This window comes from Selenomonas sp. (assembly GCF_057272215.1).
In genome coordinates this window covers 1-15,940 of sequence record NZ_DBHIUY010000001.1, presented here as the reverse complement: position 1 = coordinate 15,940, position 15,940 = coordinate 1, and the positions used below count along the sequence as shown (strand labels likewise).

Genomic DNA, 15,940 nt, shown 5'->3' with positions numbered 1-15,940 from the left:
TGAAACGATGGAAACGGGCATCGTTTATGCATATATCAACGAGCTGCGCCTGTTTTTGACGGGTGCGCTCGGCGACGCTTTTCTCGCCGAGGTCGTCATGACGTTTCTCGGCATCGCCGTCCTCTTGATGGTCGTCATGAATGCGGCGCTCGTCTTTACCTTCGGTGAGCGCAAGGTCTGCGCGTTTATCCAAGTGCGCTTGGGGCCGAACCGCGTGGGACCGGGCGGGCTTTTGCAGCCCGTGTCGGATGCGTTGAAGCTCATGGGCAAAGAGGACATCATGCCGGACGGCGCCGATCGTATTCTTTGGAGCCTTTCGCCGGTGTTCGTCTTTGTGCCGGCGGCGCTTCTGTATGCGTTTTATCCGTTTGATGCGGGCGTCGTTTTCGCCGACGTGAACATCGGGCTGTTCCTCTTGCTCGCAATCTCGGCGCAGGCGGTGCTGCCGTTCTTCATGGGCGGCTTCGCGTCGAACAGCAAGTACGGGCTGATCGGCTCGATGCGTGCCGTCGCGCAGCTTCTGTCGTATGAGCTGCCGCTCGGCTTCGCCGTCATGGGCGTCGTCATGCTCACAGGCTCTTTGGATATGAGCCGCATCGTCGAGGCGCAGGCGGATTGCTGGTACATCTTCAAGCAGCCGCTCGCGTTTCTCATCGTCTTCATCTGCATGATCGCCGAGAGCAATCGTCCGCCGTTCAACCTCTTGGAGGGTGAGTCGGAGATCATCGCCGGCCCTTTCACGGAGTACAGCGGTATGCGCTGGGCGCTGTTTTTCCTCGCGGAGTTCGCGAACCTCCTTTCCATCGCCATTCTCGTGACGACGCTCTTTTTGGGCGGCTGGCAGGGGCCGGCGTTTTTGCCGGGCATCTTCTGGTTCTTCCTCAAGGCGCTCATCATGATCGTCGTGTTCCAATGGGTCGGCTGGACGTTTCCGCGCTTTCGCATCGACCATCAGATCGCTTTCGGCTGGAAGCTTCTTCTGCCTGCGGCGATGCTCAATGTCCTTTTGACGGGCGTCGGCATGATGCTCTGGCAGATGTTTTAAGCGGCGCTTCGGCGAAAGGAGTGAGGAACTTTGTGGGGCAAAGGATTGGCTAAAGGCCTCGGCGTGACGTGGGGTCATCTCTGGGGCAAGAAGGAAACCGTTTCTTATCCCGAGGAAAAGATTCCGATGACCGAGCGTTTTCGCGGCGGGCATCTGGTATTGGAAACGAAGAAGTGCATCTCGTGCCGCCTCTGTGCGATGAGCTGTCCGAATGCGGCGCTCGATCTCTCCGTCGTGACGGACGAGGCGAAGAAGCGTCACATGGCGGCGTATTGGCACGACATCGGACGCTGCATCTACTGCGGGATATGCGTCGAGGTCTGCCCGCCGAAGGCGATTCACTGGGACAGGGATTTTGCCATCGCATCGTATTTCAAGGAAGATATGAAGTATGATGCGGTGGAAGAAGAAAAAAAGAGGGGGGGCGAGCCGCATGAGTGATTTTTTGGGAGAGGTCGTCTTTTACCTCCTCGCAGCCGTTACGGTCGCGGGGGCGCTCGGCGTCGTGCTCGCGAAGAAGCTCGTACATGCGGCGCTTCTCATGACGGTCACGTTCATCGGCGTCGCGTGCCTCTACTTCAAGCTCGGCGCGGACTTCCTCGGCGCGGCGCAGCTTATGATCTACGCGGGCGGCGTCGCCGTGCTCATCGTCTTGGGCGTCATGCTCACGCGCCATGCGCCGGGTGAGGAAACGAGTCCCGACAACGCGCGATGGTTCGCCGCGCCCGTCGCCGCCGCTCTCTTCTTCGCCGTCGTCTTTTCCGCCGTCTATGTGACGCCTTTCGCGGAGGTCATGGATGCGCCTGTCGGCAATTCGATAGAAAAACTCGCCGATCTCATGCTCGGCGAGTATGTGATGACCTTCGAGCTGGCGGCGACGCTCCTTTTGGCGGCTCTCGTCGGCGCGATTGTTTTGGCAAAGGAGGAAGGACAATGAGCGTAGGTCTTCTTCATTATCTCATACTGGCGGCAATCCTCTTTTCCATCGGTCTTTTCGGACTCATCCAAAAGAGAAATCTCATCGTCGTGCTCATGAGCATTGAGCTGATGCTGAATGCGGCGAATCTGAATCTCGTCGCGTTCAACCGCTTTTTGCCGGTCGATGCGCTCGAAGGGCAGCTCTTGGCCATCTTTTCGATGATGGTCGGTGCGGCGGAGATCGCCGTGGGGCTTGCGCTCGCGTTCCGCATTTACCATGACAGCCATACGATTTCGCTCGATGCGCTGCAGCGCATGAAAGGCTAGGGGGTGGCACGATGTTTTCCTCATTCGCCTTGCATCATGCGTGGCTCATACCGCTTTTGCCGGGCATCGCTTTCGTCCTCGCAGGCTTTTTGCGTGCGCTGGGGCGCCTTGCGGCGGCGATCGCGGTCACGGCAATCGCTGCGAGTTTCGTGCTTTCGGGCGGTGTGATCGCGGCGGTTCTCTCCACGCCGATCACGGTGGAAGCGCCCTATGTCACGAAAGTCGTTTGGGCGACGGTCGGCAGTCTTGTCTTGGAAATGGGCGTGCTCGTCGATCCCATCACGGCGATGATGCTCTTTGTCGTCACGACGGTCGCGCTTTGTGTTGCGATTTATTCTGTCGGCTACATGAAGGACGATCCCGGCATGGGGCGCTTCTTCGCGTTCATCTCGCTTTTCGTCGCGTCGATGCTGGGTCTTGTGCTTGCATCGAACTTCCTGCAGCTCTACGTCTTTTGGGAGGGCGTCGGGCTTTGCTCGTACCTTTTGATCGGCTTCTACTATCAGCGCGTATCGGCGCGAGAAGCCGCGAAGAAGGCGTTCATCACGACGCGCGTCGGCGACTTCGGTCTGCTCCTCGGCATCCTTCTCTTGCAGATTCACTTCGGCACGCTCGACTTCTTGAATCTTCGTATGCTCGTGCCGCTTGAGGTCTTGACGCTCGGCACGGTATTTTTGACCGTCGCGGGATTCCTCATCTTCATCGGGCCGATTGGAAAATCGGGTCAATTCCCGCTGCATGTCTGGCTGCCCGATGCGATGGAAGGCCCGACGCCTGTTTCCGCGCTCATTCATGCGGCGACGATGGTCGTCGCGGGCGTCTACCTCGTCGCGCGCGCCTATTTCATCTTCGCATCGTCGCCGATGCTCTTGAGTATCATCGCGTGGGTTGGCGGCGCGACGGCGATTTTCGCCGCGAGTATCGCCTTGACGCAGCGCGAGATCAAGCGCATCCTCGCCTATTCGACGGTCAGTCAGCTCGGCTATATGATACTCGCGCTCGGGGTCGGCTCTCTGACGGCTTCGATGTTCCATCTCATGACGCATGCATTTTTCAAGGCGCTCCTGTTCCTCTCGGCGGGCGCTGTCATGCACGCGCTCGCGGACGAGGCGGACATCTTCCGCATGGGCGGTCTTCGGAAGAAGATGCCGTGGACGTTCGCGGCGATGACGATCGGCGTGCTTGCCATCGCAGGGCTGCCGCCCTTCGCGGGATTCTTCTCGAAAGATGAGATTCTTTTCGCGGCGGCAGAAGTTTCAACGCCGCTCTACGTTCTGGCTACGATCACCGCCTTTATGACGGCGCTCTACATGGCGCGTCTGCTCTTCGTCGCGTTCTTGGGCGACTGCCGCACGGGCGCGGCGTACCATGCGCACGAAGCCGGCTGGTGGATGCGTCTGCCGCTCATTATCCTCGCGGCGCTCGCCGTGACGAGCGGCTTCCTCGGGTATGCGTGGGGCTTCGGCTCGTGGGTCTACTACGGACACGCGCACGCGGGGGCGATCGATCCGATGGTGGCGGGGGTATCGACCGCTTTGACGCTTCTCGCGCTCCTCATCGCCTATCTCGTCTATGTGAAGCAGGTCGTTTCTGCCGATCGGATTGCGGAAAGGCTCGGCATTTTCTACAAGCTGAGTTATCACAAATATTACATCGACGAGATGTATGCGGGATTCCGCAGGCTCTTTGTGGACGGCTGCGGCAAGGTCTTCTATTGGATCGATCTCTATATCGTGGACGGTCTTGTGAATATGCTCGCGCTTTTTGTGCGCTTCTTGAGCGGCGTCTTGTCGTTCTTTGAAACGGGGCAGACGCAGTTTTATGCGACGGTCGTCCTCGTCGGCGCGGCGCTGCTCGCGCTCTTGGGCGTTTACTGTGCAGGCGGCGTCCTTTTCGTGGGAGGTGGCTTCTGATGGACTTTCCCGTGTTGTCGGTCATCCTGCTCACGCCTTTGGCGGCGGCGTTTCTCCTGTGCTTTTTGAGCCGTGAGTCGCGCTCTGCCATTCGCATCGTGGCGGCTGCCGCCATGACGTTTTCCTTCGTTCTTTCCGTTTGGGCGTACTTCGGCTATGACCTCGCGGCGGGCGGTATGCAGTATACGGAGCGCGTGCCGTGGATCACCGATCTCGGCGTTTCCTACGCGCTCGGCGTTGACGGCATCTCGCTTCCGCTGCTCTTCTTGACGGAGCTGATCGGCATTTCGGCGGTCTTTTCCTCATGGCATGTCAAGGAGCGCTCCAAGGAGTTTTTCATCCTGCTTCTCGTGCTGATCACGGGCGTCACGGGGACGTTCGTCGCGAACGATCTCTTTATTTTCCTCTTGTGTTACGAGGTCGTTGTCATCCCGATCTATATTCTCGTCATTCTCTTCGGCTCGACGAAGCGCGTGACGAAGGAATACGCGGGTATGAAACTGACGATCTACCTGTTGCTCGGCTCGGCGTTCCTGCTCGTCGGCGTCGTCTGGCTCTACCTCACGGCGTTCCCTGCGGGCAGCCGCACGTTCGACATGCAGATGCTTGCGCTTGCGGCGCAGGCGGGACACTTCAGCCCGGGCTTCCAGATCGGCGCGTTCCTCCTGCTCCTCATCGGCTTCGGCTCGCTGCTCTCCATGTTCCCGTTCCACAGCTGGTCGCCCGACGGCTATGCGGGCGCACCGACGGCGGTATCGATGATCCATGCGGGCGTCTTGAAGAAAATCGGCGGCTACGGTCTCATCCGCATCGGGCTGCTCGTGCTGCCTCTGGGCGCGAAATTCTGGGCGCCTTTGATCGCTTTCCTCGCGATGTGCAACGTGCTCTATGCCGCTTACATCGCGCTCGTGCAGAAGGACTTGAAGTACGTCGTCGGCTACTCGTCGGTGTCGCACATGGGCTATGTGCTCTTGGGCTTCGCGGCGCTGAACGTCGTCAGCGTTTCGGGCGCGGTCGCCAATATGGTGGCGCACGGCGTGATGAGCGCACTTTTCTTCGCGATGATCGGCTTCATTTATGAAAAGACGCATCTTCGCACGGTGGACGATCTCAAGGGGCTTGCCTATCAGATGCCGCGTCTTGCGACGGGCTTCATGCTTGCGGGCATGGCGTCCCTGGGGCTGCCGGGGCTCATCGGCTTCGTGCCGGAGTTCACGATCTTCGTCGGCGTTTTCGCGGAGTTCCCGCTTCTCGCGGTGTTCGCCATCGCGGGCATCATCTTCACGGCGCTCTATGTGCTGCGGCTTCTCGCCAAGGTGCTGTTCGGCCCGGCGGACAAGAAGTTTGACGCGTACCGCGATATGCACGGCGCGGAGCTTATGCCGCTCGTGCTCTTGGGCGCGGCGCTCGTGGGCTTCGGCGTGTTCCCGCATCTCCTTCTGGGGCTGATTTCGACGGGGACGGAGCCGCTGCAGCCGATGCTTGACCAGTTGAGCCAAATCGGCTTCTTTTTAGGGGGGGACTGAGCATGGATTTTTCAGCAATCGGCATCGAGCTTGGTCTTCTCGCACTCGCCCTGCTCTTTCTGGCGATGGGCGTGCTGCTGCCGAAGAAGGAGCCGCGCACGAGCCTTGCGGCGATCTCGGTCGTCGCGCTTCTCGCGCTCTTCGGCTACGGCTTTTCCTTCTATCGCGGCGGCGAGGCTTCTTCGTTCTATGCGGGGCTTTACCTCGTGGACAATTATGCCGTGTTTTTCAAGCAGATCTTTCTTGTGAGTTCGGCGCTCGTCGTGCTGTTTTCGAGCGACTATGTCGAAAGGCTTCTGCGCTCTCGCGCCGAGTTCTATGCGATCCTTGTCTTTTCGGTGCTCGGCATGTGCGTCATGGCTTCGGCGAACGACTTCCTCACGATGTATGTCGGGCTGGAGCTGATGACGATTTCCTTCTATATCTTCGTCGGGCTTCGCCAGCGCGACGCACTGTCGAGTGAAGCGGCGATCAAGTACCTCGTCTTGGGCGCGGCGGCGTCCGCGATCCTCTTTTTCGGCGTGAGCCTCCTCTATGGCGCGGCGGGCAGTCTGCGCTTTGCGGCAGTTGCCGACAGCCTGCGGCTCTTCACACCGCTCGGCATCGTCGGCATGGCGCTCGTCTTTGCCGGACTCTTTTTCAAGCTGTCGATGATCCCGTTCCACATGTGGGCGCCCGATGTCTATGAGGGTGCGCCCGCGCCTGTCGCGGCGCTCCTCGCTATGGGGTCGAAGGCGGCGGCGTTCGCCGTACTCCTGCGGCTCGTCCTGACGGTGTTCCCGCCGCTGGGCGGCACATGGCTCTCGCTTCTCGCAGGGCTGGCCGCGCTCTCGATGGTCGGCGGCAACGTCATGGCGATCGTGCAGGACGATGTGAAACGGATGCTTGCCTACTCGTCGATCGCGCAGGTTGGCTATATGCTCGTCGGCGTCGTCGCGGCGGATGCGGCGGGCATGAAAGCGCTGCTTTTTTACCTCGCACTCTATGCGTTTGCAAACATCGGCGCGTTCGCCGTGCTGACCGCCGTCGAGGCGCAGCGCGGCAAGCCCGACATGGCGAATGTCGCGGGACTTGCGAAAACCGCGCCCGTCCTCGCCGCCGTCTTGACGATCTCGCTCCTCTCGATGGCGGGCATTCCACCGACGGCAGGTTTCGCGGGCAAGCTCTACCTCTTCACGGCGGTCGTCGATCAAGGCGGATTCTGGCTCGCCTTCGTCGGCTTCATCATGTCGATGATCTCCGTCTACTACTATCTGCTCGTCGTCAAGGCGATGTACCTCGGCGAAGGACCGAAAACTCCCGTGGAGATCTCCGGCGCACTTCGCGCCTGCGTCCTCGTGAGCGTCGCCCTGACGCTCGCCCTCGGCGTCTATCCGGAACCCTTGGCAAACCTCACGAATTTCGTGGCAGCGACATTCTTTTGACGGATGAGGAAAAAACAGCCCTGCGGCGTGTGCCGCAGGGCTGTTTTGCTTGTCGTGGGAAAGAGGTTGAGAAAACGGGGATAAGGCGGGGGCGCAGAGGGCGGGCAGTCTTACAGCAGATGATGCGCCTTTGCCAGCTGCTCAATCTTGTTGATTGACCATTGGGATATATCAGCGATGCTTGTGAGGTCATAGCCTTTTCTGAGCATGGAAAGGATCATGCCCGATTCGCCCTGCGCGATGCCTTGCTCACGTCCCTGCGCGATGCCTTGCTCAATGCCCTGTACGATGCCTTGTTCGAAGATGCCTTCGCTCAAATTGCACATGGTGTTCATCTCCTTTTCCATATCGCTCGAAATATCCAGGTCGAATTCGGATTCGAGAATTTTCTTCTTTTCTGCCGCAGATTTTGCTGTGTCGCGGAATAAGAGGTTCAGAAAACGGATGAGATCATTGCTGGAATTGTCTGCGCCAAGGTAGATCATGATGATGCTCAGCAAGTCGTAATGGCTTTTTTCTGCTTTTGTGATATGCAGAAGATGCCGCTCCTGCATATCATAGACGTTGATGGCGCTTTTCTCGTCGGGAGCATCCATGCAGATCCAGATGGAATATACCTTTTTGATATCGTCATAGTTCGATTTGGCAAACTCCGTTTCCTTTTGGGAAGAAATCAAGCGGCAGGCATAGTATATGGCTCGCCGCAGCAATGCGTAGCCGAGGCGGCTGTGCGACTGCGTTTTTTGCGCCTCGATGTTGACGATCAAAGTGATCCTTTCGCCTGACTGAGGCACTATCGCGTGGAACAGGATGTCGAAGCGAATCCATCCTTCGGTGGGGCTGGCGCTCTCCGTATTGTCGCCGCGAAGCTCTTTTGGCATCTGCCTGGCAGCATTCGTCTTGTCCATGTCGATGGGGATGGCGCCGATCTCTGGCTCGCCTTCGATGCATTGGTTGGCGATGGTCGTCAGATCGATATGATGAAATTCGGGAACGACGCCTTTGAGGATTCGCGCCACGACGTCCTTTTGTGCGAGCAGACGCTTGGCGTGCTGGTCGTAGGCGGGATTCGCATAGCCGAGCAACAAATCCTCAAGCGTGAAGCTTGGCGATGACGTCATGCAAGACCACTCCTTTATCTCTATCATAGCATGATTCAGATGGATTTGCCAGATTTTCAGGATTTCTGCGGCTGACAGAATGCGGAAGGAACTGCTGCGACGGTGCGGCAGCTCTTTCTTTGTTTCCCCATGCGTTTTGCGTATGTTTCAGATCAACCTTTGTGCGCATCGCCGCAAAAGCGGTAGCCGATGCCCCAAACGGTTTCGATGTAGATGGGCTCGGCGGGGTTCGGCTCGATTTTTTCGCGGATGCGGTTGATGTGAACCATGACGGTCGCCGTGTCGCCGAGGGCATCCATGCCCCAGATGCGGTCGAAGAGCTTGTCTTTGCTGAAAGCGATGCCGGGATGCTCGGCGAAGAAGAGCAGCAGATCGAACTCGCGGCGCGTGAGACTGACTTCTTTGCCGTCCGTGAAGACGCGCCGCGCTTTGGGACGGATTTCCAGTCCGCCCGTAAAGATGCTGTCCGACTGCTGCACCGTCTTTTGTGTGAGCCGCTCGTAGCGTGCGATATGCGCCTTGACACGAGCCGTGAGTTCATTGGGGCTGAAGGGCTTGACGATGTAGTCGTCGGCGCCGAGGCCAAGCCCTCGGATTTTGTCGATTTCTTCCTGTCGCGCCGATACCATGAGGATCGGCGTATCTTTTTCCCGACGGATGGCGCGGCAGACGGCGAAGCCGTCCGCGCTTGGCAGCATGAGGTCGAGCAGGATGAGGTCGAAGTCTTCGGCGAGCGCCTTTTCCTCGCCTTTTTTGCCGTCGGAGATGATTTCCACGGAAAAGTCGTTGGCTTCGAGGTAGTCGCGCTCAAGCTCTGCAATCGCTTTGTCGTCCTCGATGATCAGGATGCGTTTCATGCGTCGCCCCTTCTTTCTTCAGTCGTTTCTTCTTGTCGCGGCAGGGAAATCTTGAGGATGAGCCCGCCTGCAGGATTTGCTTCGGCGCGGATCGTGCCGTGGCAGGCAGAGACGATTTCGCGTGCGATGGCGAGCCCCAAGCCGCTGCCCTTGCTCGTGTCGGTGCGTGCGCGGTCGGTGCGGTAGAAGGTGTCGAAGAGCTTGCCCAAGGCTTCTTCCGGCACGCCCTGTCCGTTGTCGGTGAAGCTCAGGCGGACGGTTTCTCCCGCTTCTTCGGCATGGATGTGCAGCGCGGCGGGCACGTCTTCGCGGCGGTACTTGATGCTGTTTTCGAGGAAGTTTTCAAGGACGCGCGGGAACTGCGTGCGGTCGATGGCGGCGCGGCACGGCTTGCCGTCGGATGAGAAGGAAAGCGCGAGACCGCGTGCGGCAAAGAGTTCGCTTCGGTCTCTGACGAAGTCGGCGAGGTAGTCGGCTAGGGCGACGCTTTCCAGATGGAAGGGAATCTTCTTGAGATCGAGTTTGGAAAATAGAAAAAGGTTTTCGACCATAGTTTCCATCAGACAGGCGCTTTCGTGAATCTGCTCGATATAGCGGCATTCCTTCTCAGGGCTCTTGGCGATGCCGTCGAGAATGCCGCTCGCGTATCCCTTGATGGCGGTCAAGGGCGTCGCGAGATCGTGCGAGATGCCTGCGATGAGTTCCTTGCGGTTTTCATCGTACTTTTCGCGCCGAGCTTTTTCCTCTTTGAGCGTGCGTCGCATGAAGTCGAAGGAGCGGCCGACCGCGCCGATCTCGTCCGCCGAATCGATGGCGCAGGAGACGTCGAGATTGCCGCGGCGGATTTCATCGGCGGCGGTTTTGAGCTTTTCCAAGGGTGAGATGATCTGCTCGGAAAGCAGGCGTGCGAGGTAGCGGCCGAGCGCCGTGATGACGATCGCCATGCCCGCGAGGAAGATGTAAGCGAGGATTTCCCATACATCGTGCAGCGGATGTTCTTCCTTCGGCGCGCGTGCGTGGAAGGGGATGAGACCGCGTGCGATGACGGTGGTGCGTGTTTTCTCTGCGCGATAGAGGAGCGTGAGACCGTCCTCGTCCCAGCGCAGGAAGGAGTGGGAGCCGTCGGCGAGCGTTTGGACGCTCGCGAGGAGTTCCTGCGGGTCGGCGCCGGGGGATGCGTAGACGATGTCGCCGTTCTTCGCGATGAGGCTGTCGACGCCCCATCGCTCAAGTGCGCGGCAGTCTGCTTCCATGTCGCTGACCTTCTTGCCGCGATCAGCCTTCGCCTTGAGGGAGCTGACGGCGAGCTGTATGGACAGCGCCTCGCGCTTGTCCTGCCACAAGAGAGCAAGCTCCGCTTCTCGAATCGTGCCTGTCGTTTTGAGCCCTGCGAAGAGCAGACCGCCGAGTACGAGCAGGAAGCCGACGGGAAGCGCGATCATTAGGAAGTTGGTTAGGAGAATGCGCTTTTTGAGGGAAATGTCTCGGAGTTTGAGCATGAAAGCCTCCTTAGCTGCCGCAAGGACGATGTTTGTCTCCCATTATACAGGAAATATCCGCTTTTGTGTCAGTTCTTGCAAATGTTTCCCCTTTGTTTCGTTTTTGTTTAGCTTTCGTTTGTCGGGGATTTAAGAGCACGCCGTATACTTGAATCATGCAAGGGGCGAGCACATGAGCCGCCCTGCAGAGGCATTTATGACATGACGTTCTATTCAAAAGGAGGCTTTCCAAATGGAAAACAAGATCATGGAAACGGCAAAGGGTATCTTCTCGGCGAAGAATTTGAAGCGTGCAGGCGTCGTCGCCGTCCTCGGCGCGGTGCTTGCGGGCGGCGGCGCTTATTGGCATCACGGGCAGGAAGCCGCCGCCAAAGCGCGTGTCAGCGAAGCGCGCACGCAGATGGTTCGGACGCAGGCGGAGAAGGAAGGTCTTACGCTCTTGTCGGAGAATGAGGTGCGTACGCTCGTCGCCGATGCGATCGGCGTGGATGAGACGGCGATCACCTACCGCAAGGTGGAGCTTGCGGAGAACCGCGCGAAAGGAAGGAAGCACGATGACGGCAAGCACAAGGGAGATCGTCGTGACGGGGAGCATCGAGATCAGAAGGACAAGCACGAGAGAAAGGATCATCGCGGCAATCTGCCGAAGGACGTACATGACAGGCAGATGCCGCCGCAGGGCGCTCCTGTATCACCGCAGACGCCGCCTGCTCTGGCGCCTGCTGTACAGCAGCCGGCTGCGCCTGCACCGGATGCTGCGATGCCTGCGCCCGGCACGGCGTCCGTCGCTCCTGCACCGAACCGCGCATTGTTCCAGCCTGTTTACCGCGTGAAGTGCTATGCAAATAATGTGAAGTATGAGCTGATTCTCGACGCGCAGTCGGGCGCGGTGCTCTACCGTGAAATCGATGACTGAGTATGATGTGCGCCGATGATGAGGTGTACGAAAAAAGAGAGCCTGCCGCATGTTTTCCCTGCGGCAGGCTCTCTTTTGCTTTCGTTATGTGCATCGGCGCATCGCTTACGAGCCGATGTCAATTTTTGTGCTGCGCGAGGGGTTCTTCGCAGCTTCTGCGGCGTTTTGCATCTGGCGCAGGTAGGCGGCTTTTGCCTGCTGCAGCACGGATGGCGTATGGCTTGCCGCCGTCTGGACGATGCGCTTGTTCGCCTGCTGGAAAGCGGACGATCCGACCTTCGTATCGTTGCCGAAAGGCGAGGACTTGGAAACGGCGCTCGCCGCTTTCGATGCACGCGAAGCGGACTGCTGTGCAAGGGCGAATGCCTCCTCGTTTGATTTTTGGAACTTCGAGGAGCCGACCTTTGTATCGTTGCCGAAGGGCGAAGCCATGTAGACGGCTTTCGTCTCGCGGGCTGATTTTGCGATGGAGCGACCGGCAAGCTGCGCCGCCTCTTCGTTCGACTGTTGGAACTTTGAGGTGCCGAGCTTCGTGTCGTTGCCTAAGATCGAACCCATGTAGTACGCCTTGGCGGCGCGGGCAGAGCTTGCGATGGAGCGACCGGCGAGTATGGTCGCCTCTGTGTTCGACTGCTGGAACTTCGAGGTGCCGATCTTCGTGTCGTTGCCGAAGGGCGAGGACATGTAGATCTCCTTCGCTGCGCGCGCGGACTGCGCGATCGAGCGATTGGCAAGCTGTTCCGCTTCTTTGTTTGATTGTTGGAATTTTGAGGTGCCGAGCTTCGTATCGTTGCCGAAGGGCGAGGCCTTATAGACCTCTTTCGCCTCGTGCCATCCTATGGCTGCCTTTTGGCGTCCGACTTCCGCGAGATTTTGATTGATCTTTTGGAATGTTGCGGCGCCGTAGGGGTTGACTGAAACTGAAGAAATGCTGCTCATCGTTCTTTCCTCCCTGCTTCCCTGCCGGGTCATGCATATACATCATCCAAGACATTTCTAGTATATTCTTCCTGTATTATAACAAATATTTTTGCTTTCTTCAATATTGGATGAAGATTTCCAACCCTATAATATCATTGACAATTGCTCCCGTTTTAGTATAATATTAAGAAAGAATTGGCAGAGGATTTTCCTTTTGCCATAAGGTTTCGCAGACGGCGTGCGCTTTCTGTTTGCGCCGCGTCTGTATCGCCGCCGGGCAAAGCCGGGGGAAGGACTAGGGGGTATTTTACAAATGGCAGTAAAAGTAGCGATCAATGGTTTCGGACGTATCGGCCGCCTCGCGTTTCGTCAGATGTTTGATGCAGAGGGCTATGAAGTCGTAGCCATCAACGATCTCACGAACCCCAAGATGCTCGCGCACCTCTTGAAGTACGATTCGACGCAGGGCAAGTACGAATATGCCGATAAGGTGGAAGCCGGCGAAGATTCCATCACGGTCAAGGGCAAGAAGATCAACATCTATAAGGAAGCCGACGCTTCGAAGATTCCCTGGGGCAAGCATGACGTCGACGTCGTGCTCGAATGCACGGGCTTCTATACGTCGAAGGAGAAGGCTTCGGCGCATCTCGCCGCCGGCGCGAAGAAGGTCGTCATCTCGGCGCCCGCAGGCAACGATCTGCCGACGGTCGTCTTCAACGTCAACCACAAGATCCTGAAGCCCGAGGACAAGGTCATTTCGGCGGCTTCTTGCACGACGAACTGCCTCGCTCCGATGGCGAAGGGGCTCAACGACCTCGCGCCGATCCAGAGCGGCATCATGGCGACGATTCATGCCTACACGGGCGACCAGATGACCTTGGACGGCCCGCAGCGCAAGGGCGATCTGCGCCGCAGCCGCGCCGCTGCCGTCAACATCGTGCCGAACTCGACGGGTGCGGCGAAGGCGATCGGTCTCGTTATCCCCGAGCTCAAGGGCAAGCTCATCGGCGCTGCGCAGCGCGTGCCGACGCCTACGGGTTCGACGACGCTTCTCTTCGCTGTCGTCAAGGGCGAAGTGACGGTGGACGAGATCAACGCGCAGATGAAGAAGGAAGCGACGGAGTCCTACGGCTACACCGAGGATGAGATCGTATCGAGCGACATCATCGGTATGCGCTACGGCTCGCTCTTCGATGCGACACAGACGATGGTCAGCCCCATCGGCGACGGCAACACGCAGGTGCAGGTGGTCTCGTGGTACGACAACGAGAACAGCTACACGAGCCAGATGGTTCGCACGATCAAGTACTTTGCTGAACTGAAGTAAGAGAATCGCTGATAAATTCAGCGCTTTCTGAGAGCGAGAGCGGTCGGCGGAGCGCGGGGAGAGGCGAAGCTAGCGCGCCTTTCTGAAAAATCAGCTGAGTTAAGATCCATGAGGTCCGGCCGCGTTTGGGCTGGACCTCTGTTCTTTTTATGGGAGGATTTTTATGAACAAGAAGACGATCAAGGACATCGACGTCAAGGGCAAGAAGGTTTTCGTGCGCGTCGATTACAATGTGCCGTTCGACGACAAGATGAATATCACGAACGACACGCGCATGGTGCGCACGCTGCCGACGCTCAACCATCTGTTGGACGGCGGCGCGGCGCTGATCCTCGCGTGCCACATCGGCCGCCCGACGGAGGCGAAGGAAGAGAAGTTCTCGACGAAGCATCTCGTCAAGCATCTCGCCGAGCTTTTGAAGAAGGACGTGAAGTGGGCGTCCGACTGCGTGGGTCCCGAAGCCGAGAAGGCAGCTGCGGACTTGCAGCCGGGTGAAGTCCTGCTCCTCGAAAACCTGCGCTATCACAAGGAAGAGAAGAAGAACGATCCCGCCTTTGCCAAACAGCTCGCCTCGCTTGCAGATATCGCCGTTGACGACGCTTTCGGCGTCGCGCACCGCGCACATGCGTCGAACGTCGGCATTGCCGCCGATCTTGAAACGGTCGCAGGATTCCTCATGGAGAAGGAGATCAACTACATCGGCAAGACGCTCGAAGCGCCCGCGCATCCTTTCGTCGCCATCATCGGCGGCGCGAAGGTCTCGGACAAGATCGGCGTCATCAGCAACATGATCGAGAAGGTCGACACGATCATCATCGGCGGCGGCATGGCGCATACGTTCGACGCCGCCAAGGGGCTGCCGATCGGCGATTCGCTCTGCGAGCCGGACAAGATGGATCTCGCGAAAGAGCTTCTGGAAAAGGCGCAGGCGAAGGGTGTCAGGGTCATCCTGCCGCTCGACGTCGCCGTCGCGAACATGTTCCCGCTCGCCGACGAGGCGAAGTTCGCCTCCGAGGGCAAGACGAAGGTCGTTGCGGTCGATAAGGTGGAGAATGGCTGGCAGGCGCTCGACAGCGGCCCGAAGACGTCGGAGGCGTATGTTGAAGCGCTGAAGGGCGCGAAGACGATCATTTGGAATGGTCCGATGGGCGTCTTCGAGTGCGACGAGTTCGCCAAGGGCACGCTCGCCGTCGCGAAAGCCGTCGCCGATGCGACGGAGGCGGGCGCGACGAGCATCGTCGGCGGCGGCGATTCCATCGCGGCGCTGAAGAAGACGGGGCTTTCGGACAAGATTTCGCACATCTCGACGGGCGGCGGCGCGACGCTGGAGTTCCTTGAGGGCAAGGTCCTGCCGGGCATCGCGGCGATTGCCGAGAAGTAAGAGCTTCGGACGAGATGGCGCACAGCGCCGCCAGGCGGACGTTTGTGCGAAGTTTGCCGCCAAGCCAAGCAGCATGGGCATGATAGAGGTTTCGAGGGCGCGGTGCATTTTTGACGCGCCCCCGATGGATTCGTTAGGGAAACGCGGATAAAATGAAGTTGTCCGGATGTATGAAGATGGGCGGCTGAATGTATCCGTGTTTCTTCAAAAGGAGGAAGATTTTATGGCAAGAAGACCCATTATCGCAGGCAACTGGAAGATGAACAACACGATCGCCGAGGGCGTAGCGCTCGTCAAGGAGCTTATGCCGCTCGTGAAGGATGCGAAGGACGTCGATGTCGTCGCCTGCCCGACGGCAACGGCGCTCGCCGCCGTGGCAGAAGCCGTCAAAGGCTCGAACATCCACATCGGTGCACAGAATGTGCATTGGGAGAAGAGCGGCGCCTATACGGGCGAGATTTCGACGGCGATGCTCAAGGAGATCGGCGTCGACTACTGCGTACTCGGCCACTCCGAGCGCCGCGAGTACTTCGGCGAGACGGACGAGGGCGTCAACAAGCGCGCCAAGGCGGCGTTTGCGGCGGGCATCACACCGATCATCTGCTGCGGCGAACCGCTTGAGATCCGCGAGGCGAACACCTACATCGACTTCGTGACGAAGCAGATCAAGGCGGCGCTCGACGGCTTCTCCGCCGAAGAGGCAGCGAAGCTCGTCATCGCCTACGAGCCGATCTGGGCGATCGGCACGGGCAAGACGGCGACGTT

Annotated in this window: 15 protein-coding genes; 11 read left to right on the top strand and 4 right to left on the bottom strand. The window is 58.7% G+C overall.

Features of this window, described 5'->3' with window-relative positions; all coding sequences use genetic code 11:
- Positions 1-7: 7 nt before the first annotated feature.
- Genes nuoH through ACO5Z0_RS00045 form a run of 7 tightly spaced genes read left to right on the top strand, consistent with a single transcriptional unit; the run spans position 8 to position 7,153 of the window.
- Positions 8-1,045, top strand: coding sequence for an NADH-quinone oxidoreductase subunit NuoH (gene nuoH, locus ACO5Z0_RS00075; protein WP_442676665.1), 1,038 nt, complete (start codon positions 8-10; stop codon positions 1,043-1,045).
- 30 nt (positions 1,046-1,075) lie between these two features.
- A complete protein-coding gene (locus ACO5Z0_RS00070; protein WP_485648689.1) occupies positions 1,076-1,486 on the top strand; it encodes a 4Fe-4S dicluster domain-containing protein in 411 nt (136 codons plus the stop codon).
- A complete protein-coding gene (locus ACO5Z0_RS00065; RefSeq protein ID WP_442673424.1) occupies positions 1,479-1,982 on the top strand; it encodes an NADH-quinone oxidoreductase subunit J family protein in 504 nt (167 codons plus the stop codon). Before ACO5Z0_RS00070 ends, ACO5Z0_RS00065 begins: the two co-directional genes overlap by 8 nt.
- On the top strand, positions 1,979-2,290 hold the full coding sequence (gene nuoK / locus ACO5Z0_RS00060) for an NADH-quinone oxidoreductase subunit NuoK (protein ID WP_442673425.1): 312 nt from the start codon (positions 1,979-1,981) through the stop codon (positions 2,288-2,290). Before ACO5Z0_RS00065 ends, nuoK begins: the two co-directional genes overlap by 4 nt.
- Positions 2,291-2,301: 11 nt before the next feature.
- Positions 2,302-4,203, top strand: a complete 1,902-nt coding sequence (nuoL, locus tag ACO5Z0_RS00055) for an NADH-quinone oxidoreductase subunit L (protein ID WP_485648688.1) — start codon at positions 2,302-2,304, stop codon at positions 4,201-4,203.
- A complete protein-coding gene (locus tag ACO5Z0_RS00050; RefSeq protein WP_485648687.1) occupies positions 4,203-5,729 on the top strand; it encodes a complex I subunit 4 family protein in 1,527 nt (508 codons plus the stop codon). The genes nuoL and ACO5Z0_RS00050 overlap by 1 nt, the downstream gene beginning before the upstream one ends.
- Positions 5,730-5,731: 2 nt before the next feature.
- Entirely contained in the window at positions 5,732-7,153 is a 1,422-nt protein-coding gene (locus ACO5Z0_RS00045; protein WP_485648686.1) for an NADH-quinone oxidoreductase subunit N, read from the top strand.
- 110 nt (positions 7,154-7,263) lie between these two features.
- Here the strand turns inward: ACO5Z0_RS00045 and ACO5Z0_RS00040 are convergent, their stop codons facing one another.
- The 3 genes from ACO5Z0_RS00040 to ACO5Z0_RS00030 form a co-directional block, all read right to left on the bottom strand.
- A complete protein-coding gene (locus tag ACO5Z0_RS00040) occupies positions 7,264-8,274 on the bottom strand; it encodes a nuclease/transposase family protein (protein ID WP_485648685.1) in 1,011 nt (336 codons plus the stop codon).
- Positions 8,275-8,426: 152 nt separating this feature from the next.
- Entirely contained in the window at positions 8,427-9,131 is a 705-nt protein-coding gene (locus tag ACO5Z0_RS00035) for a response regulator transcription factor (protein ID WP_485648684.1), read from the bottom strand.
- Entirely contained in the window at positions 9,128-10,630 is a 1,503-nt protein-coding gene (locus tag ACO5Z0_RS00030) for a sensor histidine kinase (RefSeq protein ID WP_485648683.1), read from the bottom strand. The genes ACO5Z0_RS00035 and ACO5Z0_RS00030 overlap by 4 nt, the downstream gene beginning before the upstream one ends.
- A gap of 232 nt (positions 10,631-10,862) precedes the next feature.
- Here ACO5Z0_RS00030 and ACO5Z0_RS00025 point away from each other — a divergent pair, with 232 nt between their 5' ends.
- On the top strand, positions 10,863-11,546 hold the full coding sequence (locus ACO5Z0_RS00025) for a PepSY domain-containing protein (RefSeq protein WP_485648682.1): 684 nt from the start codon (positions 10,863-10,865) through the stop codon (positions 11,544-11,546).
- Positions 11,547-11,651: 105 nt separating this feature from the next.
- On the opposite strand, the gene ACO5Z0_RS00020 is transcribed toward ACO5Z0_RS00025, so the two are convergent.
- Positions 11,652-12,485, bottom strand: a complete 834-nt coding sequence (locus ACO5Z0_RS00020; RefSeq protein ID WP_485648681.1) for a hypothetical protein — start codon at positions 12,483-12,485, stop codon at positions 11,652-11,654.
- Positions 12,486-12,780: 295 nt separating this feature from the next.
- Here ACO5Z0_RS00020 and gap point away from each other — a divergent pair, with 295 nt between their 5' ends.
- The 3 genes from gap to tpiA form a co-directional block, all read left to right on the top strand.
- Positions 12,781-13,794, top strand: coding sequence for a type I glyceraldehyde-3-phosphate dehydrogenase (gene gap / locus ACO5Z0_RS00015; protein ID WP_485648680.1), 1,014 nt, complete (start codon positions 12,781-12,783; stop codon positions 13,792-13,794).
- A gap of 163 nt (positions 13,795-13,957) precedes the next feature.
- A complete protein-coding gene (locus tag ACO5Z0_RS00010) occupies positions 13,958-15,175 on the top strand; it encodes a phosphoglycerate kinase (protein WP_485648679.1) in 1,218 nt (405 codons plus the stop codon).
- A 223-nt stretch (positions 15,176-15,398) separates the two neighbouring features.
- A partial coding sequence (gene tpiA, locus ACO5Z0_RS00005; protein WP_485648678.1) for a triose-phosphate isomerase occupies positions 15,399-15,940 on the top strand: 542 nt, incomplete at its 3' end.

Coding starts and splice junctions, on each gene's coding strand:
- nuoH (WP_442676665.1), top strand. CDS start 8: ATGGAAACGGGCATCGTTTATGCATATATCAACGAGCTGCGCCTGTTT.
- ACO5Z0_RS00065 (WP_442673424.1), top strand. CDS start 1,479: ATGAGTGATTTTTTGGGAGAGGTCGTCTTTTACCTCCTCGCAGCCGTT.
- nuoK (WP_442673425.1), top strand. CDS start 1,979: ATGAGCGTAGGTCTTCTTCATTATCTCATACTGGCGGCAATCCTCTTT.
- nuoL (WP_485648688.1), top strand. CDS start 2,302: ATGTTTTCCTCATTCGCCTTGCATCATGCGTGGCTCATACCGCTTTTG.
- ACO5Z0_RS00050 (WP_485648687.1), top strand. CDS start 4,203: ATGGACTTTCCCGTGTTGTCGGTCATCCTGCTCACGCCTTTGGCGGCG.
- ACO5Z0_RS00045 (WP_485648686.1), top strand. CDS start 5,732: ATGGATTTTTCAGCAATCGGCATCGAGCTTGGTCTTCTCGCACTCGCC.
- ACO5Z0_RS00040 (WP_485648685.1), bottom strand. CDS start 8,274: ATGACGTCATCGCCAAGCTTCACGCTTGAGGATTTGTTGCTCGGCTAT.
- ACO5Z0_RS00035 (WP_485648684.1), bottom strand. CDS start 9,131: ATGAAACGCATCCTGATCATCGAGGACGACAAAGCGATTGCAGAGCTT.
- ACO5Z0_RS00030 (WP_485648683.1), bottom strand. CDS start 10,630: ATGCTCAAACTCCGAGACATTTCCCTCAAAAAGCGCATTCTCCTAACC.
- ACO5Z0_RS00025 (WP_485648682.1), top strand. CDS start 10,863: ATGGAAAACAAGATCATGGAAACGGCAAAGGGTATCTTCTCGGCGAAG.
- ACO5Z0_RS00020 (WP_485648681.1), bottom strand. CDS start 12,485: ATGAGCAGCATTTCTTCAGTTTCAGTCAACCCCTACGGCGCCGCAACA.
- gap (WP_485648680.1), top strand. CDS start 12,781: ATGGCAGTAAAAGTAGCGATCAATGGTTTCGGACGTATCGGCCGCCTC.
- ACO5Z0_RS00010 (WP_485648679.1), top strand. CDS start 13,958: ATGAACAAGAAGACGATCAAGGACATCGACGTCAAGGGCAAGAAGGTT.